Here is a 24,185-nt window from a genome sequence, read left to right as displayed (position 1 = left end):
CGGGCCGTGGCCGGGCACGGCGGCACCTCACCAGGCCGCGGCGCCGCCGTCGACCAGGTAGTCCGTGCCCGTGATGTACGCGGCCCGGTCGGAGGCGAGAAAGGCCGCGAGTTCGACGATCTCCTCGGGACGGGCGAAGCGCTTGAGGAGCGTCTTGCCGGTGATCGCGTCCCGCGCCGCCTGGTCGGCACCGAGATCCCGCTCACTGGCCGGCGTGCTGACGGGCCCGGGGCTGATGGACACGGCACGGATTCCGTGCGGCGCCCCTTCGAGCGCGAGTTGTCTCGTCATGCCGACGACGCCGGCGTTCGCCGCGCAGTGCGCGACCATCGGCGGCACCTGTCCCGCGATCGAGCCCGCGACGGAGGCCACGTTGAGGACGACGCCTCCGCCGCGCCGGATCAGGTGTGGCCAGGCGAACTTCGTGACGAAGAAAGGGACGTTGAGCTCGCCGGCCATGGTCGCGTTCCAGTCGTCGACGGAGAAGTCGGCCACCGGCCCGAAATACTGCACGGCCGCGTTGTTGTAGACCACGTCGAGCCCGCCGCAGGCCGTCACGGCGTCTTCGACGACCTGCCGGGCCTGTGCGGGGTCCCGTAGGTCGACCGGCGCGACGTCCGTCGCCTGACCACCGGCGCGACGTACGAGTTCGGCCGTCTCGCGGCTGGCGTCCTCCTGTAGGTCGCAGCCGACCACCCAGGCGCCCTCCCGTGCGAAGGTCAGCGCGGCGACACGCCCCAGTCCTCCCCCGGTCCCAGTGATCAGTACCACTTTGCCATCGAGCATTCCCATGGAGATCCTCCCGGTCGGCGGCTCACCCGGGCGGCTTGGTGCGCCGGGCGATCAGGGCTGGTGAAGCGCGATGCGAGGCACACAGGCGGAAATCGTCGTCTTCGATCCCATCGCGCGGGCCAACACTGGGCAGCGGGGGATTGCGTCGTCAAGACAGGAAAACCGGGACATGCGGTGGAGGAGGGCTTCCGTCAGACAGAGTGTGTGGCCGCCACATAACCAGGGACGGCGACGGACGAGCGCGCGCCCGGCGGATCCGGTCCCGGCGGTCCGGGCGGTCGTCGCCCTCCCGAGCCGGCTGTCGTCCGACACGGCCTAAAACACCTCCGGGGCGTTGTCCAACACCGAATTGACGCACCTCTGATTCGCCTGCCGTACTCAATCGCCTCTGACCAGGGCGGATGACGACGACGGCGACCCGCCGGCGCCCGGGCGAACCATGCCGCGGCGCCGGTGCCTCCCGGATCGTGTTGACCTCCCCGCCGGGCCGACTCAGAATCCGACTACGCGAGTCGAGGGACCGGGTCGCCGAGGCCCGGTCCCGCAAGCCGTTCGCTCGCCCCACGCGAACAGGACACAGCCGTGTGCGCCCCGCGCACGCGGGCGGATGTCGCGGACGGCACCCGGAGCACCGAGGCGCTCCGCAACCGTTCTCACCATCGGAGTACGGCCCGGAGGGACCGGCGGAAGCAGACCGCGGCCCCGGGCCATGTCCCCCACCGCGCGTGACACGCCGTCGACGCGCCCATGCCTGGCCACAAGGGAGTACCCAGCCGTGTCGCTACACCGTCTGACCGACATCACACTCGGCGTCCCCAACGTCGCGGAGACGCTCGAGTACTACACCGCCTACGGCCTCATCCCCCAGGAGCCGGACACCCCCGGCGAGCACTGGTTCGGTACCGTCGACGGAGGTCCGCGCCAGCTCCGCATCGTGGAGGCGCCGGTCCGCAGGCTCATCTCGCTGGGCATCGGTGCCGACGATCGGGACGACCTCGGCCGTATCTCCGCCTCCCTGTCACGTTTCGGCGTGAACAGTGACGTGGACGGCGACCGGCTCACGACCACCGAGCCGGTCACCGGCCTGAGCGTGACGGTGTCGGTCGCGCCGCAGATCCCGGCGAGGCCGGCTCCAAAGGCACACCCCGCCAACCACCGGGCCCCCTCGGTGTTCGCCACCGATCCCGTGCGTCCGCGCAAGCTCGGCCACGTGTTCCTCGGATCGACCGACGCGGCGACCACACAGGGATTCTTCACGGACGGCATCGGCTTCAAGATCAGTGACGAAGTGCGCGACGCCGCCACGTTCATGCGCTGCTCGACGGACCACCACAACCTGGTCGTGGGTGCCTCGCCGGTGAACTACCTGCACCACAGCTCCTGGGAGGTCGCCGACGTCGACGAGATCGGCCGCGCGGCCAAGGCGGTCCTGGAGGGCCACCCCGAGCGGCACACATGGGGGTTCGGGCGACTGGCGATCGGCTCGAACTACTTCTACTACCTGCGCGACCCCGCCGGTAACCAGTGCGAGTACTACTGCGGCATGGACGAGATCACCGAGGACCAGCTGTGGAAGCCCGGCGTGCACGAGGGCGGCGCCGTCTGGGGCCCGCCCATGCCCGCCTCGCTCATCAGCCCCGACGACCTCGCCGAACTGATGGCCGGCGCGCACTGACGGCACGGCGCCCTCCCGTGCGCGGCGCGACGTCCGCCACGGGCGCTGCCGGATCCAGGCCGGCCGGCTGCACCGCGCCTGTGCCTGGCCGCACGGTCGCCGGGCGCGGGTCCGCCCGGTCCGCCGGCCTCGCTCACCGTCCCACCAGCCGAGCACCTCGGCACCACCCCGGGAGACCAGTTTCCATGACCAACGCCCCCCTGCCCCGGCCGGTCGATCTCTACCCCGGCCTGCCCCTCACCGTCACGAAGGCCGGTTCCGGCCGGCCGGTACTCGTTCTCCACGGCGGCCACGGCCCCGCCAACACCGTGGCGATCCAGAACCATTTCGAGAGGACGTCCACCGTGATGGTGCCGACGCATCCAGGGTGGAACGGAACGCCCCGGCCGGCCTGGTTCTCCGGAGTGGACGACCTCGCCGACGGCTACCTCGACCTCCTGGAGGACGAGCGCCTGCACGACGTCCTGGTCGTCGCGACGTCGTTCGGCGGCTGGATCGCCTCGGAGATGGCGGTGCGCGACCGCGGTCACCGGATCGGCCGCATGGTGCTGATCGACCCCATCGGACCGGAGATCGACGGTTTCACCATGCGGCTGGACTGGGAGCAACCGGGCGGCCGCCCCATGCCCGCCAACATGCACCTCGTGTACACCTACGCGGGGCGGTCGCTGAGCGATCCGAAACTGCTGCGGCGGCTGGGGCGGGTCCGGACGCCCACGCTCGTGCTGTGGGGAGAGAACGACCCGGTCCATACACCGGAGTACGGACGTGCCTACGCCGAGGCCTTCGCCGACTCACGGTTCGAGATCGTCCCCGGTGCCCAGCACATGCCGGTGGTGGAGGCACCCGAAGCCACCTTCGCCGCCATCGACTCCTTCCTCACGGGCTCATGAGCCGCCCGGACACGGAAGACCGCGCACGAGGTACCGGCCGTCGCCCGGGGGCGTCCGCGTCCGGGAAGGAACCCGCCTCTGGCCCCGGACGCTCAGGGGCAGCGCCCGGGCCCCGGCCATGGGACGGAACGGCGCAGGCCGTGGGGCCCGTCGTCCGCGACAGGGACTCGGCGGAGTTCTTCGACGGAACGCGGCGGGGCGTGTTCCTCCTCCGTCACAGCCGCACGGGTGAGTACCTCGATCCGACCACGGTGCCGGCCCTCTCCGAGGAGACCGGTCTCACTTCCGTCGCCGCGTCGGGCACCGGACGGATCGTCACGTGGGCGACCGTGCACGGCGGCGGCGACGGCCGGGCGCCGGTGCGCACCGTCGTCGGCATCGTGGAACTGGACGAAGGACCGTGGTGGTGGAGCCGGATCGTCGGAGTCGATCCCGACGAGGACCTGTCGGACCTCCGCGTCGAGGTCGACTTCGTCGCCTCCGGTCCCGACCCCCGTCATGAGGCAGTGCCGGTCTTCCGGCCGGCGGCGACCGCTTAGAGAAGGAGGGCCGATGAGCGACACGGAGCCCGCAGCGCTGACCGAACGGCGCGGGCACGTCCTGGTGATCACACTGAACCGGCCGCACGCGATGAACGCGGTCAACGCCCCTGTCAGCGCCATCGTCGGCGAGGCACTGGCGCGCGCCGAGGAAGACCCCGGCGTACGGGTCGTCGTCCTGACCGGGGCCGGCACCCGGGCCTTCTGCGCGGGTGCCGACCTGAAGGCGGTGTCCCGCGAGGAGCCGGTGGCGGACGTCCGGCACCCCGAGTGGGGCTTCGCCGGCTATGTCCGGCACCCCGTCTCCAAACCGACGATCGCGGCGGTCAACGGCTACGCCCTGGCCGGAGGGATGGAGCTGGTACTGGCCAGCGACCTCGCGCTGGCGGCCGAGTCCGCGACGTTCGGCCTGCCGGAGGTCGCCCGAGGGCTGCTCGCCGCGGCCGGCGGACTCTTCCGGCTCCCCGAACAGATACCGCGGAAGGCGGCCATGGAGATGCTTCTCACGGGTGAACCCATCGACGCGCGGCGCGCCCTGAGCCTCGGGCTGGTCAACCGGGTCGTCCCGGACGGCACCGTCCTGGACGCGGCTCTGCTGCTCGCCGAGACGATCTCACGCAACGCGCCTCTCGCCGTCCAGGCCAGCAAGCGCGTCGCCACCGGTCAGAGCCGGCGCACGGTGCCCGCCGAGGCCGATGCGTGGCTGCGTACCGGCCAGGAGACCGCCCTGGTCAAGGCCAGCGAGGACTTCAGGGAAGGCACCAAAGCCTTCGTGGAGAAGCGGCGGCCCTCCTGGCGGGCGAGATGAGCGCCACTCCCCGCTCGCCATCGACGCCGGACCGAAGCGAACGGACCGTGACACCCGGACCCGGTCTGCGCCTCGATCGGCACGGCTCGGTGCTGCGCGTGACGTTCGACCGCCCCGCGACACTCAACGGGCTCACCGCGGAGTCGCTGAACTCGGCGGCGGAAGCGGTGGAGACGGCCGGCGGGCACTCCGGCCTCCGGGCGATCGTCCTCACCGGTGCCGGACGGGCCTTCAGCTCCGGCGCCGACCTGCGCGGGAGTCCGAACCCGCCGCCCTCGGCCGGACCGGGCACTCTCGAGGCCGTGAACCGCCTGGTACGAGCGGTGCGGGTGGTCCCGATGCCCGTGCTGGCGGCCGTCAACGGGCCGGCTGTCGGCGGTGGTTGCTCCATCGCACTCGCGGCCGACATCGTCCTGGCCCGTGAGTCGGCCTACTTCATGCTCTCCTTCACGAACATCGGGCTGATGCCCGACGGGGGCGCCAGTGTCCTCGTCCCCGACGCCGTCGGACGTGCCCGGGCGGCGCGCATGGCGATGCTCGGCGAACGGATACCCGCACCGCTCGCCGCGGACTGGGGACTGATCGCTCACGCGGTCCCGGACGAGACGTTCGACTCCGAGGTGGAACGGCTCACCACCCGGCTGGCGCAGGGCCCCACGATGGCCTACGCCCAGACGAAACGCGCCCTCAACGCCGCGGCGCTGGACCGTCTGGAGCAGGCGTTCGCGATCGAGGCGGCAGGGCAGACGGTGCTGAAGGGCACCGCCGACTTCACGGAGGGCGTCTCGGCTTTCCGGCACAAGCGGAAACCCCGCTTTCTCGGCGAATAACCCCCGCCACGCCACTCGACACCCGTCATTCCATGCGGCCGGCGCACGGACACATCCGGTCCGAGGCGCCCATTCGGCCGCGGAAACAATGTCCCGCGCGCATATCAGAGCGAGAGTCATTCGGAATTGGACGGGCCTGTCCGGCGGGCCTACCTTGGGGATGTCACCGAGAACGCACCCCCCTTCGCTCGCGAACGACGCGCTTTCCGTCCGGTGGGGGCCGCCGCGAAAACGCGCGGGGTCACTCGGTATTCCCGTCCGGCGGCCGCACCCGTCCGGAAAGCAGTCCTGGTCCCCCCAGCCCCTGTTCCCGAAAGTCACACACAAGGGAGTGCACAACGTGACTCAGACAAGCGACGTCGATGTCCCCGTCCTCATAGTCGGCGGCGGCGGGGCGGGGCTGACCTCCTCGATCCTCCTGTCCAGGCTGGGCGTCCGCTCGCTGCTCGTCACCCGTTATCCGCAGACCACGCGGCTGCCACGGGGGCACATCCTCAACCAGCGCTCCATGGAGATCTTCACCGACATGGGGGTCGCCCCGGAGATCAAGGCCAAGGGTACGCCCCCGGAGAACATGAGGGGTGTGGCCTGGTACTCGGGGCTCGCGGGCGGCGGCCCGGAGGACGGGCACGGCCGCCTCCTCGGCTTCGTGGAGGCGTGGGGCGCGGGGTACACCGACCCCGACTACATCGCGGCGAGCCCTGAGCCCTGCGTCAACCTTTCCCTGCTGCGCACGGAGCCGATCCTCAAGTCGCACGCGGAGAGCTACCCGGAAGCAACGGTCCGGTTCCACCACGAGCTCGTCGGCCTGGAGCAGGACGCCGACGGGGTGACCTCGACCATTCTCGACCGGGACTCCGGCGAGACCTACACCGTCCGCTCCTCCTACCTGCTGGGCGCCGACGCCGGCCGGACCGTGGCCGAGCTGGCCGGCGTCAAGGTGACCCTGCACGAGCGGTTTCGCAAGCTGGTCAGCCTCTACCTCGCCATGGACCTGTCGCAGCACCTGCCGGGCGACGACTCCGTCCTCACCTGGGTCTTCAATCCGGAGTACCCCGAGCACCTCGACTTCGGCGCCGTGCTCGTGCCGCAGGGCCCCGAGCGGTGGGACCGCCACTCCGAGGAATGGCTGCTGGCCGTGTCACGCCCCGATCTGGACGGGTCGCAGCCCGAGAAGATGCTGCGCTGGGCGAGCGAGGCACTGGGCATCCCCGACCTGGACCCGGAGGTCCTGGGGGTGAGCGAGTGGTACCTGGAGCGATTCCTCGTCGAGGACTTCCGGGCCGGCCGGGTGTTCCTGCTGGGTGACGCCGCACACCGTGTGCCCCCGTCGGGCGGTCTCGGTCTCAACAGTGCCGTCCAGGACGCCTACAACCTCTGCTGGAAGCTGGCCGCCGTGCTGGCGGGGCGCGCCGGGGACGGCCTGCTCGACACCTATTCCGCCGAACGCAGACCGGTGAACCTCAACAACATCGAGGCCTCGACCAAGAGTGTCAGCGGCCAGGTCTCGATGGCCTCGGCCCTGGGGTTGTCGACCGGCAAGAGCGCCGAGGAGAACTGGGCGGAGCTGAGCCTGTTCTGGGAGGACGGCGCGCCGGGCGCCGCCGAGCGGCGGCACGCGTTCAACGAGTGGCTCGCCGCGAGCACCCTGGAGTACCACCAGCACAACCTCGACTACGGCTACGTCTACGAGTCCGCCGCCGTCGTCGCCGACGGGACCGGGAAACCCGTCTCCCCGGACGAGATCCGTCTGTACCAGCCGAGTACGAGACCCGGTCACCCGCTGCCCCACGCCTGGGTGGAGCGTTCCGGTGAGCGTCTCGCGCTCCGCTCGCTCATCCACGGCGGTCACTTCGCCCTCATCGCCGGCGAGGACGGCCGCCCCTGGATCGAGGCGGCGGAGAAGATCGCCCGGGCACGGGAACTTCCGCTGCGCAGCGCACGGGTGGGTCTCGACAAGGTCGACCTCATCGACATCCGGCTGGCGTGGCAGCGGAACCGCGCGATCTCGGCCCAGGGCGCTCTCCTGGTCCGTCCCGACGGGCACATCGCCTTCCGCTCGATCGGGGCCGCCGACGACCCGATGGCCGCCCTGACGGCCGTATTCGACCAGATTCTCGCCGTGGAGAAGGAGGCCTGATGCGCGTCGGAAACCTGTCGGGGCGGCTCACCGTGTTCACCACGGCGGGCGCCGTCGACGTCGAGAAGGCCAGCGGCGGGCGGTTCGGATCCGATCCCCACCACGTGTACGACCAGTGGGCGGATTTCACCGCGTGGGCCGCCGAGGCCGTCGGGGAGGCCGATGGTGTCCCCTTCGCGGCGGAGGACTTGGCTTCCCCCTCTCCGCGGCCGGCCCAGGTGTTCGGTATCGGCGCGAACTACCGTGCGCACGCCGCGGAGGCCAGGCTCGCGGCACCCGAGTTTCCCGTCGTCTTCACGAAGTTCCCCACGTCGATCACCGGCCCCCGCAGCGAAATCGTGCTCAGCGGGCCGAGGGTGGACTGGGAGGCGGAACTCGTCGTCGTGATCGGCAGGCCGGCCCGGAACGTGCCGGCCGAGCGGGCCTGGGACCACGTGGCCGGGCTGACGGTCGGTCAGGACATCAGTGACCGGACCGAGCAGATGAAGAATCAGATGCCGCAGTGGAGCCTGGGCAAGTCCTTCCCCGGATACAGCCCCATGGGCCCGTGGCTGGTCACGCCGGACGAGTTCGCCGACCCGGACGACCTCGAACTGAGCTGCACCCTCAACGGGGAAGAGGTGCAGCGGACGGTCACGTCCCACCTGCTGTTCCCGGTGCCGGTCCTGATAGCGGAATTGTCGGCGAAGCTGCCGCTGCTCCCCGGTGACGTCCTCTTCACCGGCACCCCCGCCGGGATCGGAGCCGCCCGCAAACCACCTGTCTTCCTGAAGCCGGGCGACGAACTCGTCACCACCATCGAGGGCATCGGCGACATCAGGCAGCGTTTCCGCACCGCCTGACGCGGGCGTTCGGCGGCGGGTCACCTCGGGGCGCCGTCGCGCCGCCGGCGGGACCCGGCCCTCCGCCCGGTCCGGCCCAGCGCGACCGGGACCCGCCCGACGGCACCGAGGGGCCACGCCCGCCGCCACACGGCATCACCGGCAGCGCCGTACCCACCCGTACGCCCCGGTCACGCCCCTGACGACCGCAACGTCACACATGTGCTCCCGGAAAGGCAACCATGGGCAACCCAGTCATCGTCGATGCCGTACGCACGCCGTTCGGCAAGCGCAACGGAGCTCTGTCGGGGATGCACCCGGCGCATCTGCTCGGCCGTGCCCTCACCGAGATCTGCGACCGGTCGGGAATCGCGCCGGGTGACGTCGAGCAGGCGATCGGCGGCTGCGTGGACCAGGTGGGCGAGCAGTCCAGCAACGTCACGCGCAACGCCTGGCTGGCCGCCGGCCTGGACCCGGCCACGGCCTGCAGCACCGTCCACACTCAGTGCGGCTCGGCCCAGCAGGCCGTGCACCTCGTGGCCGGCCTGATCGCCGCCGACGCCATGGACGTCGGTATCGCCTGCGGAGTCGAGGTGATGAGCCGCGTCCCGCTGCACTCCTCGATCAAGGCAGGACCCGGACACCCTCGTCCGCCATCCTGGTCGGTCGACCTGCCCACCCAGTTCGTGGGTGCGGACCGCATCGCGCGGGACTTCGGTCTCTTCCGGCGGGATCTCGACGCCTGGGGCCTGCTGTCCCAGCGGCGTGCGGCCGAGGCCTGGCGCGAAGAGCGGTTCGGGTCCGAGGTGTTCCCGGTGGAGGTGCCGGAGCTGGACGCAGAGGGAGGACCGACCGGGAACACCGTCGTGGTCTCCCGTGACCAGGGCCTGCGCGACACATCGTTGGAGGCCCTGGCTGCGCTGCGCACCATTGAGGAGGACGGCCTGCACACGGCGGGCACCACCTCCCAGATCAGTGACGGCGCCACGGCGGTGCTGCTGATGAGCGAGTCGGCCGCCGCACGGCACGCGCTGCCGGCCCGGGCCAGGATCCGCGCCCAGGCCGTCATCGGCGACGATCCGTACTACCACCTCAACGGACCGATCGCGGCCACCGCACGGGTTCTCGACCGCGCGGGCATGACCCTCGGTGACATCGACGTCATCGAGGTGAACGAGGCGTTCGCCGCAGTCGTGCTCAACTGGATCCGGCACTACGACGCCGACCCCGCGCGCGTGAACGTCAACGGCGGAGCCATCGCCCTGGGGCATCCGGTGGGCGCCAGTGGAGGGCGCCTCGTGGGCACGGCCGTGCACCAGCTCGAACGCACCGGCGGAACGACCGCCCTGGTGGTGATGTGCGCCGGTGGCGCCCAGGCGACGGCGACCGTCATCGAACGGCCCTGAGTCCGCTCGCGCGCGTCAGCGGCCCCCGCCCGGAGGACCTGGTCCCCTGCTGCCGGTCCACCGGCCTCTCACCGTCTAGTCGACAAGGATCACCATGGGACACTCCCCCCACATCACGCGTTCGCTGCTGCCGGCAGCCGGCACCGCACGCACCATGGACTGGCTGCTCCAGGTGCGGGCGGGCGACAGGCCCACCCACCCGTTCCTCGTCTGGGTGCCGCTGGAGGGCACCGGACGCACCTGGACCTACGCGGAGTTCGCCCGTGAGGTCGCGGCGGTCGCCGGGGGCTTGCACCGCAGCGGTGTCCGGACGGCCGACAGGGTGCTGATCCACCTCGACAACAGCCCGGAGTTCCTCCTCACCCTGTTCGCGTGCGCGCGGCTGGGTGCGGCGACCGTCTGCACGAACACCCGTTCCACCGAGGACGAGTTGAGCTACTTCGGCAGCCACTCGGGGGCCTCGGTCGTGGTGACCCAGCCCGGCCTGGCCGCGCTCGTGAACCGTGCCGTCCCGGACGCCGAGGCGGTGTACGTCACCGACCACGACGCCGGCGAACCGGCAGCGGACCTCCACCCGCCCGCCCGTGCCGATCGCTTCGCGGCACTGCTCGACGGCGAGCCGGTCCCCGCCCAGCCGGTCGACGCCCTCGACCCGGCGGTCATCCTCTACACCTCGGGGACCACCGGCCGGCCCAAGGCGGTCGTCTGGACGCACGCCAACACCCTGTGGGCCGCGAAGGTGAACGGAGCGCACGTGCGCCTGGGGCCTTCGGACATCACCCAGACCTACCTGCCGCTCTACCACACCAACGCACAGGCTTACTCCCTCCTGCCCACCCTGTGGGCGGGCGGGACGGTGGTCCTCCAGCCACGGTTCTCCGCCTCGCGCTTCTGGGGCGTCGCGCTGGAGCACGGCAGTACCTTCTGCTCCCAGATCTACTTCGCCCTCCGTGCGCTGGCCACCCGGGACGTGCCCGGCGAGCACGGCTTCACACGCTGGGCCACCGGCATGAACCACCACCCCACCCAGGCCCACTTCCGGATACCCGTCATGGGCTGGTACGGCATGACCGAGACGGTCGGCGCCCCGCTCGCCGGCGACCTGCTGGTCCCGGACCGGCCGGGGACGATGGGCCGCCCCACACCGCAGTACGAGGTCGCCGTGGTCGACGACCGCGGGGAACCGGCCGGGATCGGCGTGATCGGGCACCTCCGTGTCCGCGGCGTTCCCGGGATCTCCCTGTTCGGCGGCTACCTGCACGACGAGGAGGCCACCCGGGCCGCCTTCGACGAGCAGGGATGGTTCATCACCGGGGACCGGGCGACGGTGAACGACGACGGCTCCGTCAGCTTCGTCGACCGGGACAAGGACATGCTGCGGGTGGCCGGCGAGAACGTCGCCGCGTCCGAGATCGAGCGGGTCGTCACCCGTGTCCCGGGGGTCGCCGAGGCAGCCGTCGTCGCCGCCCCGGACGCGATGCGGGACGAAGTGCCGGTCGCCTTCGCGGTGGCCGAGCCCGGTCTGTCCGATCCCGGGGACCTGGTCGCACGGGTGCTCGCCGCCTGCCGCCGGGACCTGGCGGACTTCAAGGTCCCCCGCGAGGTCAGGGTCGTCGCGGAACTGCCCCGCTCCACCTTGGAGAAGGTGGCGAAGCACAAGCTGCGCGCGATCCTCCAGCACGAGGCGTCGGAGCAGCCGCCGCGCACCTGACCCACCGTGGCTGCCGGCGGCGCACGATCGCCGGGCGCCGCCCGGACGAGTACCGCCCGGCCGTTGACGAACGCGACCGGCCACCGCGGCCGGCGGCACGGCAGCACCACGGAGGCGCAGTACGGCAGTACGGCGCCGCGGAGGCACGGAAGTACGGCCACACGACAGTACGACCACGCGACGGCGCGACGGCACAACAGGGCGGCGGCACGGCCCGGCCTCGGGGTGCACCGGGTCCCGCCGCCCATTCTCGAAGGGACACCATGGCCATCCATCGACATCGCGCGGTCACGAGCGGAAGCGCTGCCGCCGTACGGTGGCTCGTCCTGACCCTGTGTTTCGCGGCCTTCCTGCTCTCCGCGCTGCAGACGCTCGTCGTCCCCGTGGTCGGCGACATCGGCCGTTCGCTCGGCACCAGCGCGGACGCGACGAGCTGGGTCGTCACGTCGAACCTCCTCGCGGCGGCCGTCGGTACGCCGGTGCTCGGCCGGCTCGCGGACGTGCGCGGCCGGCGCCCGGTGCTGCTGGGTGTGCTCGCGGCCGTGCTGGCCGGGTCCCTGATCGCCGCCGCCGCCCACAGCCTCGCCCTCCTGCTGGCCGGCCGGGTGTTGCAGGGCGCCGGCTACGGGGTCTTCCCGATCGCCGTCGCCCTGGTCCGGGACGAGATCCCGGCGGAGCGGGGGGCGCGGGCGATGGCCGGCATCAGCGGCATGCTGTCGGTCGGCGGCGGCGTCGCCCTGGCGGCGACGGGCCTGCTGACCCGGCACGGCGGGGACTACCGACGCGTCTTCTGGCTCGCCGCGGGGCTCACCGCCGTAGCCTTCGTCCTCGCCTGGCTCGCTGTCCCGGCCCGCCGCCCCGAGGCCGACGGCCGGGTCGACTGGCGCGGGGCAGCGGTGCTCGCCGTCGCGCTCGTCCTGCTGCTCACTCCCCTCTCCCAGGGAAACCGGTGGGGCTGGCGCTCGCCCGGGACCGTCGCCGGTCTGACCGGAGCCGCGGTGATGTTCGGCGTGTTCCTCCTTCTCGAAAGGGCGACACCGCATGCGCTCATCGCGCCCGGGATGTTCCGCCGGCCACCGATCGTCGTCGCCAACATCGCCGGACTCGTCCTCGGACTGTCGAACTTCACCGGCCTTCTCGGGGTGACGGCGCTGGTCCAGACTCCACGGGAGCCGGCCGGCTACGGCTTCGGCGCGACCGTGCTCAGCACCAGCCTCGTCTATCTGCTCCCCGGTGCGTTGTCCGGTCTCGTCACCGCTCCGCTGGGCGGCGAACTCCTGCACCGGCTGGGGGCGAGGGCGACCCTGGCCCTGTCGATGCTCCTGTCCACGGTGGCGTTCACGGCGCTCGCCTTCTTCCACGAGGCCTCGTGGCAGGTCGTCCTCGCGACCGCGGGCACCTTCATCGCGGTCCTGCTCGGTTACGCCGCGCTGCCCGCACTGCTCGGCGAGCACGTCAGCCCGGCGGACACCGGCATAGTCAACAGCGTGAACTCCGTGGCGCGCACGGTGGGCAGCGCACTCGCCAGTGCCTTGCTCGTCGCCCTCCTCACCCGCGACCACATCCCCGGCCTGCCGGTCGCCGTTCCGCGTGACCACCAGTACACCGTCGTCTTCCTGACCGGTGCGGGCGCCACCTCGTTCTGCGCCCTGCTCGTCGCCCTCCGGCCCGGGACAGCGGGTCCCGCCCGCGTCCGTGCCGCCCGGTCATGGCGCAGCGGAAAAGCCCTTCTTGACCCCGCCCTCGACACCAGGCGCACGCCGGAAACCGACCGGTGCCGAACGCGATGACACACCCCCACCCTCATACGGCACGACCAGGCAAGGCGAGGACACGGATGGACAGAAGAGTGGACCAGCCGGCGAACCGCAGGGCCGCGATCGCCGGCCTCGGCCTCACCGGGATGGGCAAGGTGTACGGGCCGACCGCGCAGCAGTTCGCGGCCGAGGCCGTACGGCGAGCCGCCGCCGACGCGGGGATCGGCCTCTCGGACATCGACGGCCTGCTGGTGTCGGCAGGGGTGACCAACGCGGTGAACCTGAGTCTCCAGGTCGACCTGGGCCTGCGTGATCTGCGGATGCTCACGCAGATGCAGGCCTTCGGTTCCACGGCGGGCGCGATGGTGCAGTACGCGGCCATGGCCGTGGAAGCCGGCATGGCGGAAACCGTGGCCTGTGTGTTCGCGGACGCTCCGCTCCAGCCGGGACGCACCACTGGCGAGGCGTACACGGCCCGGTCCGAGCCGATCGGCTGGGCCGGCTTGCGCGAGGCAAGCGGATTCGTCAACCCGAGCACGCAGTACGCCCTGGCCGCGCGCCGCCACATGCGGGAGTTCGGGACCACCAGTGAGCAGTTCGGGGCGATCGCGGTCGCGCAGCGCGCCTGGGCCGCGATGAACCCGCTGGCGCAGTTGCGCACACCCATCACGCTCGCCGATCACCAGGCGTCCCGCTTCGTCGTGGAGCCGTTCCACCTGCTCGACTGCTGCCTGGTGTCCAACGGCGGAGCCGCCGTGATCGTCACGTCGGGCGAGCGTGCCGCGGAGCTGGCCCAGCCCCCCGTGTCGGTGCTGGGCTGGGGGCAGGCGCATCCCGGCCACCGCTGGCGCCGCGACGACGCCTTCGGACTCGTGAGCGGAGCCGCCCGGTCCGGCCCCGCGGCACTGGGTATGGCGGGCATCGGCGTCGACGACGTCGACGTCGTCGAGCTGTACGACTGCTACACCTACACCGTTCTGCTGACACTGGAGGACTACGGCTTCTGCGAGAAGGGCGAGGGCGGTGCCTTCGTGTCGACGCCCGGTGTGCTGGGACCGGGGGGCTCGCTGCCGCTGAACACCGGAGGCGGCCAGCTCTCCTCGTACTACATGTGGGGGATGACCCCGCTCGCCGAGGCGGTCATCCAGGCCCGCGGCCAGGCGGGAGAACGCCAGGTGGACCGGCACGACGTCGTGCTCGTCTCCGGGAACGGCGGATTCCTCGACCACCACAGCACCTTGGTGCTCGGCGGCCACGCCACTTCGTGAAGCGGTCCCGGGCATCCGCCCCGGGGCGGGCCGCCGCCCGGGAGACGGACAGGGCGCTACGACACCAAGGAAGCGTCCGCGAGCCCGGCCTGCACGTCGTCCAGCAGGTCCACGAGTGACAGCAGTGCCGGATTGGTGTCGTCCGCGCGCCAGGCCAGAGCCAACGGCAAGGGCGGGATGTCGGGCACCGGAACCAGGGCGACGCCGGGCAGCCGGATGTGACCCGCCGACATCGGGGCGAATCCGATGCCCGCACCAGCGCCCACGAGAGCCAGGAGGGTGTGCACGTCGGACACCAGCTGGACGATGTGCGGGCTGATGCCGCGGCGCAGGAAGGCTCCTTGGATCAGAGTGGGAACCGTGCCGCCCAGATCGCTCCTGTAGCCGATCACGGGCTCGTCGCGCAGTTCGGCCAGATCCACCCTCGGGCGGTCCGCGAGGGGGTGCTCGGCCGGCAGGGCCACGGCCATCGCGTGCCGGGCGATCTCCCGGAACGCGATGCGGGAACCCCGCACCGGCAGCCGGAGGAGGCCGGCGTCGATCTCGTCGCGATCGAGCTGCTCGACCAGTTCGGTACCGTGCAACGGGCCGGCCACGTCGAGCCGGACGTCGGGACGGTGGGTGCGGTACATCTTGGTCAGCAGCATCAGCACCTCGGGCGACGCGGCGCCGCCGAACCCCAGGCGGACGCCCCCCGTCTTGCCGTCGACCACCTCCTGGGCCGCCCGGCGTGCGGCGTGCACTCCCTGCACCGCGCGCCGCGCCCGGTGAAGGAAGGCCTCCCCGGCGGGGGTCAGCGCCACGTGGCGGGTGGTGCGGCGCAGCAGGACGGCTCCGACGTCGCGCTCCAGCCGCTTGATCTGCTGCGACAACGGCGGCTGAGCGATGTGCAACCGCTCGGCGGCGCGCCGGAAGCTCAATTCCTCCGCTACCGCGATGAACGCCTCGATGTGGCGAAGTTCCACAGGCGGCCCTCCCCTTTCACACGTGTGCCGCGCTGCTGCCCCAGGCACCGCGACACGCCCTACGCAGCCCCCGGGGCGCCTTTGCGCACCGGTCGGCAAGTAGTTGCTGCGACAAGTGAATGACCGATGTTGTTGCAGTGTCAATGATGTAATCGAGAATGGCCGTCTTCGGTCCATCGGCGGCTGCGGCGCGCAGGAGAACGGCGGGTCCGGGGCCGATCGGAGCCTGGATCCGGCGCACTCCCCGGGGCGCCGCCGGAGTACGGGACACCGGCAGCGCCGCCACGGGGATGGGGGCACCACCGTGAGCGGGCGGTGCTACCAGGCGCTCGCACCACCGTCGACCGGGTAGTTGGCACCCGTGATGTACGACGCCCGGTCGGAAGCGAGGAAGGCGGCCAGCTCCACGATCTCCTCGGGCCTGGCGAAGCGCTTGAGCAGCGTCTTGCTGGTGACGGCGTCCCGGAGGGCCTGGTTGTCACCGAGGTCGCGGTCGCTGGCCGGGGTCAGCACCGGACCGGGGCTGATCGCCACCGCGCGTATTCCGTGCGGTGCCCCTTCGAGCGCGAGCTGCCGCGTCATTCCGATGACGCCAGCGTTGGCCGCGGTGTGCGCGACCATCGGGGGGTTCGAGCCGGCGATCATGCCGGCCTCCGACGCCACGTTGATGATGACGCCGCCGCCACGCCGGACCAGGTGCGGCCACGCGAACTTCGACACGAAGAACGGGATGTCGAGTTCACCGGCCTCCGTCGCCCGCCAGTCTTCGACCGAGAACTCCGGCATGGGGCCGAAACGCTGCATGGCCGCGTTGTTGTACACCACATCGAGCCCGCCGTAGGCGCTGACGGAGCCCTCGACCAACTGCCGCGCCTGCTCCGGGTCGGTCAGGTCGATCGGTGCGATCCCCGTCATCTCGCCGCCCGCGCCGCGGACGAGCCCGACCGTCTCGTCGTTGAGGTCGGCCTTGAGGTCCGACCCGACGATCTTGGCACCCTCCCTGGCGAAGATCAGTGCCGCGACGCGCCCCATGCCGCCCGCGCTGCCGGTGATGAGCACTACCTTCCCGTCGAGCATTCCCATCGCGATTCTCCTTGTCTCAGGATGCCGGGACCGGTCCTTGACTGATCAATCATTTGCTTGACGAAGCAAGCTTGCGCCTGCACCGGGCGAGCGTCAAGCGATCCAGGACCGCGCCGGCACGCCGTGACCGTACTCACAGCCGACGCACTGCGACATGTCTCACCCTGTCGGCACCCCACGCGGCAGACAGATCTGTCTAATATGGGCGCCGAGGCCTATCGGTCCTGGGTGCGTGAGCTGTTCGCCGAACTGGCCGCCGCGTGCGGGTACGCCGAGCCGGAGGAGCTGGCCCGACAGCTCCAGCTGCTCTACGACGGCGCGTGTCAGGCCGCGCGGATGGACCGTGACCCCGCCGCCGCCACGACCGCCCGCGGTCCGGCGGCGGTTCTGCTCGACGCGGCGCCGCTCACCCGCTGAGTCGCGCTACCTGCTGTTCTTCAGGACCCGCACGAGGCCCTGTGCCGTGGTGATGCTGTGGGCGAAGGTGGGCCCGTTGAGTTCGTGGGCAGCGTGCATCATCTCGGGTGTGAAAGCGGCGGTGGCGTCGCGGACGAGGGTCACGTGGTAGCCCAGCTCCATGGCGAATCGGCCGGTGGACTCGATGCAGGTGTTGGCGAGCAGCCCGATGAGGACGACGTGTGTGATGCCGTGCTGCTTGAGCTGGAAGTCCAGATCGGTGTTGGCGAAGCCGCTCTGGGCCCAGTGCTCCTTGATGACGACGTCCGTGTCCGCGGGCTGGAGGTCGGGATGGAACTCACCGCCCCACGTGCCGTCGGCGAAGGTGTGCTTCGTGCGGACGGCCTGCTGGGTGGGGTTCGGGTAGGCCCAGCCGTCGTAGTCCCCCTCCCGCCAGCGGCGGTGGGGCACGAAGAAGACGCGGACGTCGCTCTCCCGTCCCGCCGCGACGATGGCCCGGAGGTTGTCCAGCAGCCCCACCTCCACAGCGACACGCCTGACCGCGGGCCAGACCTTGCCCCCCCTCGGAGAGGAAGTCGTTGTACGGGTCGACGAGACAGATCACCGTGTGCCGGGGATCGTAGGTTTCGGTCATGGCAGTCCGAGCAGGGTCGTACATGAGTCGTGCAGCGTGAGCGACCTCGGCCCTCGGTGTTCCGTGCGGCCGTGAAGGCGACGTACACACCGGTGCGCCGAGCCGTGAAAGTCCACTACACCCTATGAGTGAGTGACGACCTCCGTATCCCGCGGGGGCTGCCGGCGGGAGGGACAACGCCGCGGGGCCGGCGGGCGGGGGTCCCTCACCGGCGCTCGTCAGGTCAGCCTGTGCCAGGTGAGTTCGGCCGTGCGGTCCGCACCCCACAGCCGCGTGGGAGTGGCGAGGCCGAGCCGGAGGAACGAACCGGCGAAACGGACCGTGCGGACCTGGGACCGCCCGATCCAGTTCGGGAAGAGGCTGGTGGTGACGTGGTGCTCGACGGTGGTGGGATCCACGACCTCGAACGGCCCGCCGTAGGAGACGTAGCCGGCCGCCGCCCGCGCCAGTTCGCCAGCCTCCGCGTCCTCCAGGCGCGCCGATCCCAGGGGCGGGCGGTCGCCGCGCCCCAGCTGGGCGGACATGTAGCCCTCAGGGGTGTAGACGATCAGGCCGTACGGAGCGGGTCCGAGGGGATGGATGACCTCTCCGTCGGAGCTTTCGGCGGTGTACGACAGGAGCTGCCATGCGCCGAGCAGTCTGCGGCGCACCTCCTCGCGGGCCTCGCGTGCGTCGTCCGCGGCGGCTTGGTCGGTGGCGGTCACGGAAGGGCTCCTTTCCTTGGTGGGGAGCGATCCCCCTGTTCCGGGGCGGGACGGGCCCCGTCCGGTGGCGGACGGGGCCGTGGGGGCGGTTCAGTCCTGGGTGAGTTCGCCGTCGACGACCCGCCACAGGTTCAGCGGGTTGGCCTCCCGCAGCGGCTGCGGGAGAAGTTCGTCGGGGAAGTTCTGGTAGGTGACCGGCCGTATGAACCGCTCGATCGCGCCCATGCCGACGGAGGTGAAGCGGCTGTCGGAGGTGGCCGGGAACGGACCGCCGTGGGTGGTGGCGTAGGTGACTTCCTGCGGGATCGAGAAGGCGTTGAACACGATGCGTCCCGTGCGGCGCTCCAGCACCGGCAGGAGCTGCTCGGCCTCGGTGCGGTCGGCGGCGTCGGCGTGGAGGGTGGCCGAGAGCTGTCCGCGGAAGGCGCGGGCCACCTCCGGCAGCTGTTCCGGTCCGGCCAGCCGTACCAGCAGGATTGCGGGGCCGAAGACCTCCTCGCGCAGGGCCGGCTCGGCGAGGAACCGGTCGCCGCTGACTTCGTACAGCTGGGACTGGCCGTCCCACGCGCCGTTCGGGGCCGCTCCCGCGGCGATCCGGGTGGCACCCTCGTCCTCGAGGCGCTGCGCGTTGCGGGTGAAGGCGTCGTGGATGCCGGGCGTGAGCATGGTCCGCGCGGCCACCTTCTCCACCTCGGCGGCCGCTGCGTCCCGCAGTTCCCGGAAGCCGGGTCCGTCGACGGCGAGGAGGACGGCCGGCTTCAGGCAGGCCTGCCCGACGTTGTACATGGCCCGCTGGACCAGGCCGTTGCCGATCTCCGCTCCGCGTGCCGCCAGGGCGGCGGGCAGTACGAAGGTCGGGTTGACGCTGGTCATCTCGGTGAAGACCGGGATAGGGTCGGGGCGCTTCCGGCCCCGGCGGTACAGGGCCATGCCGCCGATCTCTGAGCCGGTGAAGGTGACCGCCCGGACCAGGGGGTGGTCCACCAGCGCCTCACCGATCTCGTTGCCCGCGCCGCGGACGAGGGAGAAGACGCCCTCGTGCAGACCGGCCTCGGCGACGGCCTCCTGGATGACCCGGCCCTCGATCTCGGAGGCGCCGGGGTGCGCGTTGTGGGCTTTCACGATGACGGGGCAGCCGGCCGCCAGTGCCGAGGCGACGTCGCCGCCCGCCGCCGAGTAGGAGATCGGGAAGTTGCTGGCGCCGAAGACCACGACCGGGCCGAGGGCGACCTTCTGCAGCCGGTGGTCCAGGCGCGGTGCGGGCTGCCGGTCGGGCTGCGCGGGGTCGATGGTCGCCTGGAGGAAGCGGCCCTTGCGGACGACGACGGCGAACTTGCGGAACACGCCGGCGGTCCGCACGGCCTCGCCCTCGAACTGGGCGGCCGGGAGGCCGGTCTCCAGCTCCAGACGTGCGGCGAGTTCGTCCTTGACCGCCTCCAGCTTGTCCGCGACGAGTTCGAGGAAGGCGGCGCGTTCGGCCAGGCCGGTGTGGCTGTAGCTGTCGAACGCCTCGTCGGCCAGGCGGACCGCGCGGTCGGCCTCGGCCGCGCCGCCGAAGGCGAACTCGGGCTCGATGAGTTCTCCGGTGGCGGGGTTGAGCGCCTTCATGGTTCCCGCGGTCGCGGGCACCCGGGACGCTCCGATCAGCAGGTCTCCGGTGAGGATCATGCGGGTGCTCCCTTGAACGCGGTGGTGAGCTCGTCGGTGGTGGTGATGGCGTGGGCGTAGGTGGGGCCGTTCAGCTCGTGCGCGGCGTGCATCATCTCGGGCAGGAACGCCGCGGTGGCGTCGCGCACCAGCGTCACGTGGTAGCCGAGTTCCATGGCGAAGCGGCCGGTGGACTCGATGCACGTGTTCGCCAGCAGACCGACGAGCACCACGTGGGTGATGCCGTGCTGCTTGAGCTGGAAGTCGAGATCGGTGTTGGCGAAGCCGCTCTGTGCCCAGTGCTCCTGGACCACGGGCTCACCCGGCTGCGGCTGGAAGTCGGGGTGGAATGCGCCGCCCCACGTGCCGCGGGCGAAGCTGCGGCGCTCCATGATGCCGAGCTGGGTGGGGTTGGGGTGGTCCCACGTCTCGTAGTCACCAGGCTCCCAGCGGCGGTGCGGGACGAACACGACGCGGACGCCGTGCTCGCGGGCGGAGGCGACCACGGAGCGCAGGTGGTCCAGCAGCCCCACCTCCCGCGCGATGGGTTCCAGGCGCGGCCAGATCTTGCCCCCCTCGGAGAGGAAGTCGTTGAAGGGGTCGACCAGCAAGACGGCCGTGCGACGGGGGTCGTAGGTCCGGGTCACGGTGATGCTCCGTTCTGGATGATTGGCAACATCCAGAATTCAGATTACGTAGGTCATCCAGAAAGTCAAACGGATACGTCAAACGCTTGTATTGACGGGGGAAGGTGTATGATGTACGTCATCCAGTGACGTGTTGTTCTCACCGCGTCGCTCCACGAAAGGCAGGGTCTGATGGGCCACTCGCAGGCGGAGAAGGCGGCGACCCGTGAACGGGTGCTGCGGATCACCTCACGCAAGATCCGCGCCGAAGGCGTCACCCGCCCCGGGATCGCCGAGCTCATGAACGAGGCCGGGCTGACGCACGGCGGTTTCTACAAGCACTTCCGGTCGCGGGACGATCTGATCACTCAGGCCGCCGCCTTCGCCCTGGCGGAGGGCACCTCGAAGATGGAGCGGTCCGCGCGGAAGAACGAGGAGGATCCGCGGGCGGGCCTGATCGAGGCCTACCTCGCCAAGCAGCACCGGGACGCACCGGCCACCGGTTGTGCGCTGGTCACCCTCGGTGCCGCCGCCGCGCGCGGCGGCCAGGACGTCAAGGAGGCCTACGAGAAGCAGGTCCGCACCTACCTGGACCTGATCGCCGGCCTCGACGACGACAGGGAGGACGCCCGGGCGGACGCGATGGTCACCCTGAGCGCCCTCGTCGGCGCCGTGCTCATGGCCCGGGCCGTGGACGACCCGGAGTTCTCCGACGAACTGCTGGAGACGGTCACCGCCCGGCTGTCGCGGCACACGTCACACGACACGGATGCGGCCACCTGATACGTGTCCCGGAACCGGGTCCTCTGCGGGATCGCCCGTTTCGACTGCTCACCGGCGGTTCCTGATCTGGTCGAGAGCCGGTGCCTGGGGCCGGCTGCACCAGGCCGAGCTGCACCGGCTAGACGACGTCGGCCTCATCAAGAGGACGAACACACAGGTCCGAGCCCGTGGACCGGGGCAGGTCGGGTTCCAACGGTTCTTCAAGCCCCAGCCTCCGCATGCGGACAAGGCCTACGACCGCGCCGACCTCACCACAGGGGACACGGTCTCAGTCCGCGTCCTCGTTGACGGCCGCCGTGGAGCGCCGACGCCCCGCCGGTCAGACTGGGCGGAGGCAGCGCCGGCATTCACCGGGTGGCGTGCGACGAGCTGCTCCGCGCTCACTCACCGGCGGCGGCCCTCGACCAGCTCGGCCAGGGCCTCCCCCGCGGCGCTGGTCTCGTCAGCCAGCAGCTCCTCGCATGTGCCGCGGACAGCACCTGCCGTCCCCGGGCGACAGCGTCGAGCAGCCGGCCGCTGAGCATGTCCGCGGTGGCGGGGAAACCGGTCAGGGCGCGGCCCCCGTCCGCCATGGGATCGACGGCCGGCAGCGGCGGCGCGGATCGCAGCCGGCCCACCCGCCAGGCCGCCCAGTCCGCAGCCTCGAAGGGCATGACTCATCTCTCCTGTGCCTGGGTGAACTCACGTGCAGCGCCCCGCGCCGGCGGGCGCCGCGGTCCGCCGCACGCCACGATCCTGGACCTGGTGACCGGCCGGTGGCGCCGGCGTCGTGCGACGACGTGGACGACGAGTGCCGGAACCGTTACGGCCGCCACCGCGGCGACGGCCACCGCGCCGGCCGTGCGCAGCAGTCCGGTCGCGGCGGCACCGGCGAAGAAGCCCAGCAGTACCGTTCCGGTGCCCCAGACCAGCGACGCCGTGGTGCTGTAGAGAAGGAAGCGCCGGTAGGGCATGCCCGACGAGCCGGCGGCGTAGGGCAGGAAGGTCCTCGCGAACCCGATGAACTTGCCCGCGAACACCGCGGCTCCGCCGTGGCGGGCCAGGAAAGCCCGCGCTCGTCCGTCACGGTGGCCGACGAGGGCTCTGAGGGGCCGCCGGCCGGGCCGCCGCGCACACCTGCGGCCCAGGGCGTAGCCGAGGTTGTCGCCGGTGACGGCGCCCGCGACCACGACGGCCGCGAGAAGGGGGGCGTTCAGCTCGCCCCGGCCGGCGACGGCCGACGCCAGCAGGACGGCCGTCTCGCCGGGCACCAGAAGGCCGATGAAGGCGCTGGTCTCGCCGGCCGTGAGGACGAACACCGCGGCGTACGTCCACCATCCGGCCGCCTCGATCACACGGTCGGGGTGCATGGCCGTCAGCCCGCCTGCCGCAGGGCCGCGGAGGCCGCGCCCGGTAGGCGCTTCCGGGTTCCGGCGCGCCCGCGCACCGGCTCGGCCCGGCCTTCCGGCTCCCAGGCGTCCGCGGGGCCGCGGGTCCGTGTGCCCCGGCGCGAGAGGCGTCCCGCGAGGAGCCAGCTCACCAGCGGCACCCCCGCGGCGAACGTGACGGCGAGCCCGATGTGCTCCGTGGTCAGGACGGACATCGCGACGGCGCCCAGCGCCGTGGTCATGACGGCGACACGCGCTCGGGTCGACGAGACCGCGCCGATGACCCCGAGCGCGATCAGCAGGCACCACCCCGTCAGCGCACCGGGCATGGCCAGGTAGTCGCCGAGGAGGCTGCCCTCACGAGCCGGGAGGTGATCGAGAGGCATCCAGTTGGTGTAGGCGAGCCCGGCCGCGCCCGCCGACAGCAGTGCGAGAGCGGCGCGGGCGTAGGCCGCCGGCCGCTGGTGTGCCAGCCACAACAGCACCAGGGCCGTCAACGGCCAGGGAGCGAGGAGGCGGACGACAGCCATGGTCTGCGCCGTGTCCAGCCGGTCGGGTTCCAGCGGGGAGTCGGCCGCGGAGGAGACGCCGAGGAGAGCCGCGTGGAGCAGTGCGAGCGCCGCGGCCCCGGTCGCCAGGTGCCTCAGGGTCCTGCGGGTGACGGTCTCCTGCCCGTGCCGGGCGTCGCGCGGACGGTGTGCCTGCCGGCGCTCGGACGCCAAATCGGTGGAGCCGTGCGGTTTCGTGGTGTGGGTTACCACTTGGTCACCTCACTAACTTGACCTGGCAACCATTGCATTATTTGATCCGTCAAGCAAGTAGTTCATGTCCGCGATCTCTCCGGCGGAGCACCGGAGTCGACATGCGGCCGACGCCATAGGTACTTGACGAGTCAAATAGATGTGGTGGACAGTGGACTGCCGCAGCGAGGCTGCCCGAGGAGGACACCATGACGACCCCGGCCTTCGAGATAGGTTTGAACTCGTTCGGGGAGGTCGCCTCGGACGGCGGCCGGACACTCGGCGACGCCGAGACCGTCCGGCTGCTCGTCGAGGAGGCGAAGCGCGCCGAGGCCGCGGGACTGGACGTGTTCAGCATCGGCGAGCACTACCGGCCGGGCCACGTCGACAGCGCCACCCCCGTCCTGCTCGGCGCTGTGGCCACCGCCACCGAACGCATCCGCCTGGGAACGTCGGTGACGGTGCTCAGCACCAACGATCCCGTGCGGCTCTACCACGACTTCTCGACGCTGGACGCCGTGTCGCACGGCCGCGCACAGCTCGTGCTCGGCCGTGCGTCGGCCACGGAGTCGTTCCCCC

Annotated in this window: 24 protein-coding genes; 14 read left to right on the top strand and 10 right to left on the bottom strand. The window is 71.4% G+C overall.

Annotation, left to right across the window (positions count from 1 at the left end; genetic code table 11):
- Positions 1-27: 27 nt before the first annotated feature.
- Positions 28-786, bottom strand: a complete 759-nt coding sequence (locus C3492_RS39445; RefSeq protein WP_219822127.1) for an SDR family NAD(P)-dependent oxidoreductase — start codon at positions 784-786, stop codon at positions 28-30.
- Between the two features lie 781 nt (positions 787-1,567).
- Between C3492_RS39445 and C3492_RS39440 the strand changes: the two genes are divergently transcribed.
- From C3492_RS39440 to C3492_RS39390, 11 genes are all read left to right on the top strand, one after another.
- Positions 1,568-2,467: a VOC family protein gene (locus C3492_RS39440; protein ID WP_103817426.1), complete on the top strand. Its 900-nt coding sequence runs from the start codon at positions 1,568-1,570 to the stop codon at positions 2,465-2,467.
- Between the two features lie 185 nt (positions 2,468-2,652).
- Positions 2,653-3,360: an alpha/beta fold hydrolase gene (locus C3492_RS39435; protein WP_103817425.1), complete on the top strand. Its 708-nt coding sequence runs from the start codon at positions 2,653-2,655 to the stop codon at positions 3,358-3,360.
- A 140-nt stretch (positions 3,361-3,500) separates the two neighbouring features.
- Entirely contained in the window at positions 3,501-3,899 is a 399-nt protein-coding gene (locus tag C3492_RS39430; RefSeq protein WP_219822126.1) for a Zn-ribbon domain-containing OB-fold protein, read from the top strand.
- Between the two features lie 13 nt (positions 3,900-3,912).
- Positions 3,913-4,707: a crotonase/enoyl-CoA hydratase family protein gene (locus C3492_RS39425; protein ID WP_103817423.1), complete on the top strand. Its 795-nt coding sequence runs from the start codon at positions 3,913-3,915 to the stop codon at positions 4,705-4,707.
- Positions 4,708-4,754: 47 nt separating this feature from the next.
- The gene (locus C3492_RS39420; protein WP_219822125.1) at positions 4,755-5,537 is read left to right on the top strand and encodes an enoyl-CoA hydratase; all 783 of its coding nucleotides are present in this window, start codon (positions 4,755-4,757) and stop codon (positions 5,535-5,537) included.
- Positions 5,538-5,877: 340 nt separating this feature from the next.
- Complete coding sequence (locus tag C3492_RS39415; RefSeq protein ID WP_181140791.1) at positions 5,878-7,677, top strand: FAD-dependent monooxygenase; 1,800 nt, start codon at positions 5,878-5,880, stop codon at positions 7,675-7,677.
- Positions 7,677-8,519 (top strand): fumarylacetoacetate hydrolase family protein, encoded by an 843-nt coding sequence (locus C3492_RS39410; RefSeq protein WP_103817420.1) that lies wholly within the window; start codon positions 7,677-7,679, stop codon positions 8,517-8,519. The genes C3492_RS39415 and C3492_RS39410 overlap by 1 nt, the downstream gene beginning before the upstream one ends.
- Positions 8,520-8,740: 221 nt before the next feature.
- On the top strand, positions 8,741-9,904 hold the full coding sequence (locus C3492_RS39405; protein WP_103817419.1) for a steroid 3-ketoacyl-CoA thiolase: 1,164 nt from the start codon (positions 8,741-8,743) through the stop codon (positions 9,902-9,904).
- 94 nt (positions 9,905-9,998) lie between these two features.
- A complete protein-coding gene (locus C3492_RS39400) occupies positions 9,999-11,615 on the top strand; it encodes an AMP-binding protein (RefSeq protein ID WP_219822124.1) in 1,617 nt (538 codons plus the stop codon).
- 263 nt (positions 11,616-11,878) lie between these two features.
- On the top strand, positions 11,879-13,405 hold the full coding sequence (locus C3492_RS39395) for an MFS transporter (protein WP_103817418.1): 1,527 nt from the start codon (positions 11,879-11,881) through the stop codon (positions 13,403-13,405).
- A gap of 47 nt (positions 13,406-13,452) precedes the next feature.
- Entirely contained in the window at positions 13,453-14,640 is a 1,188-nt protein-coding gene (locus tag C3492_RS39390) for a thiolase family protein (protein ID WP_103817417.1), read from the top strand.
- Positions 14,641-14,696: 56 nt separating this feature from the next.
- Here the strand turns inward: C3492_RS39390 and C3492_RS39385 are convergent, their stop codons facing one another.
- Together C3492_RS39385 and C3492_RS39380 are read right to left on the bottom strand one after the other, a co-directional pair.
- Entirely contained in the window at positions 14,697-15,605 is a 909-nt protein-coding gene (locus C3492_RS39385) for a LysR substrate-binding domain-containing protein (RefSeq protein WP_181140790.1), read from the bottom strand.
- Between the two features lie 318 nt (positions 15,606-15,923).
- On the bottom strand, positions 15,924-16,688 hold the full coding sequence (locus C3492_RS39380; RefSeq protein ID WP_103817415.1) for an SDR family NAD(P)-dependent oxidoreductase: 765 nt from the start codon (positions 16,686-16,688) through the stop codon (positions 15,924-15,926).
- A 228-nt stretch (positions 16,689-16,916) separates the two neighbouring features.
- Between C3492_RS39380 and C3492_RS39375 the strand changes: the two genes are divergently transcribed.
- Positions 16,917-17,105, top strand: coding sequence for a hypothetical protein (locus C3492_RS39375; protein WP_258056171.1), 189 nt, complete (start codon positions 16,917-16,919; stop codon positions 17,103-17,105).
- Between the two features lie 6 nt (positions 17,106-17,111).
- Here C3492_RS39375 and C3492_RS39370 read toward each other — a convergent pair whose 3' ends face one another.
- The 4 genes from C3492_RS39370 to C3492_RS39355 form a co-directional block, all read right to left on the bottom strand.
- Positions 17,112-17,630, bottom strand: coding sequence for an isochorismatase family cysteine hydrolase (locus tag C3492_RS39370; protein WP_308461182.1), 519 nt, complete (start codon positions 17,628-17,630; stop codon positions 17,112-17,114).
- A 327-nt stretch (positions 17,631-17,957) separates the two neighbouring features.
- A complete protein-coding gene (locus tag C3492_RS39365) occupies positions 17,958-18,443 on the bottom strand; it encodes a lipocalin-like domain-containing protein (protein ID WP_103817414.1) in 486 nt (161 codons plus the stop codon).
- 90 nt (positions 18,444-18,533) lie between these two features.
- Positions 18,534-20,111 carry an aldehyde dehydrogenase (NADP(+)) gene (locus C3492_RS39360; protein ID WP_103817413.1) on the bottom strand — a complete coding sequence of 526 codons (1,578 nt, stop codon included), beginning with the start codon at positions 20,109-20,111 and terminating at the stop codon, positions 18,534-18,536.
- On the bottom strand, positions 20,108-20,737 hold the full coding sequence (locus C3492_RS39355) for an isochorismatase family cysteine hydrolase (RefSeq protein ID WP_103817412.1): 630 nt from the start codon (positions 20,735-20,737) through the stop codon (positions 20,108-20,110). Before C3492_RS39355 ends, C3492_RS39360 begins: the two co-directional genes overlap by 4 nt.
- Before the next feature lie 171 nt (positions 20,738-20,908).
- Between C3492_RS39355 and C3492_RS39350 the strand changes: the two genes are divergently transcribed.
- Entirely contained in the window at positions 20,909-21,499 is a 591-nt protein-coding gene (locus C3492_RS39350; protein WP_103817411.1) for a TetR/AcrR family transcriptional regulator, read from the top strand.
- A 380-nt stretch (positions 21,500-21,879) separates the two neighbouring features.
- On the opposite strand, the gene C3492_RS39345 is transcribed toward C3492_RS39350, so the two are convergent.
- Genes C3492_RS39345 through C3492_RS39335 form a run of 3 tightly spaced genes read right to left on the bottom strand, consistent with a single transcriptional unit; the run spans position 21,880 to position 23,627 of the window.
- Complete coding sequence (locus tag C3492_RS39345) at positions 21,880-22,152, bottom strand: hypothetical protein (protein ID WP_103817410.1); 273 nt, start codon at positions 22,150-22,152, stop codon at positions 21,880-21,882.
- A 3-nt stretch (positions 22,153-22,155) separates the two neighbouring features.
- On the bottom strand, positions 22,156-22,848 hold the full coding sequence (locus C3492_RS39340; RefSeq protein WP_103817409.1) for a DedA family protein: 693 nt from the start codon (positions 22,846-22,848) through the stop codon (positions 22,156-22,158).
- Between the two features lie 5 nt (positions 22,849-22,853).
- Complete coding sequence (locus C3492_RS39335) at positions 22,854-23,627, bottom strand: hypothetical protein (protein ID WP_146075785.1); 774 nt, start codon at positions 23,625-23,627, stop codon at positions 22,854-22,856.
- 188 nt (positions 23,628-23,815) lie between these two features.
- Here C3492_RS39335 and C3492_RS39330 point away from each other — a divergent pair.
- On the top strand, positions 23,816-24,185 hold a 370-nt coding region (locus tag C3492_RS39330), incomplete at its 3' end, for an LLM class flavin-dependent oxidoreductase (RefSeq protein ID WP_146075784.1).

It is taken from the genome of Streptomyces sp. Ru62 (genome assembly GCF_002920615.1).
Taxonomy (GTDB): Bacteria; Actinomycetota; Actinomycetes; order Streptomycetales; family Streptomycetaceae; genus Streptomyces.
This window is presented reverse-complemented; position numbering and strand designations above follow the sequence as displayed.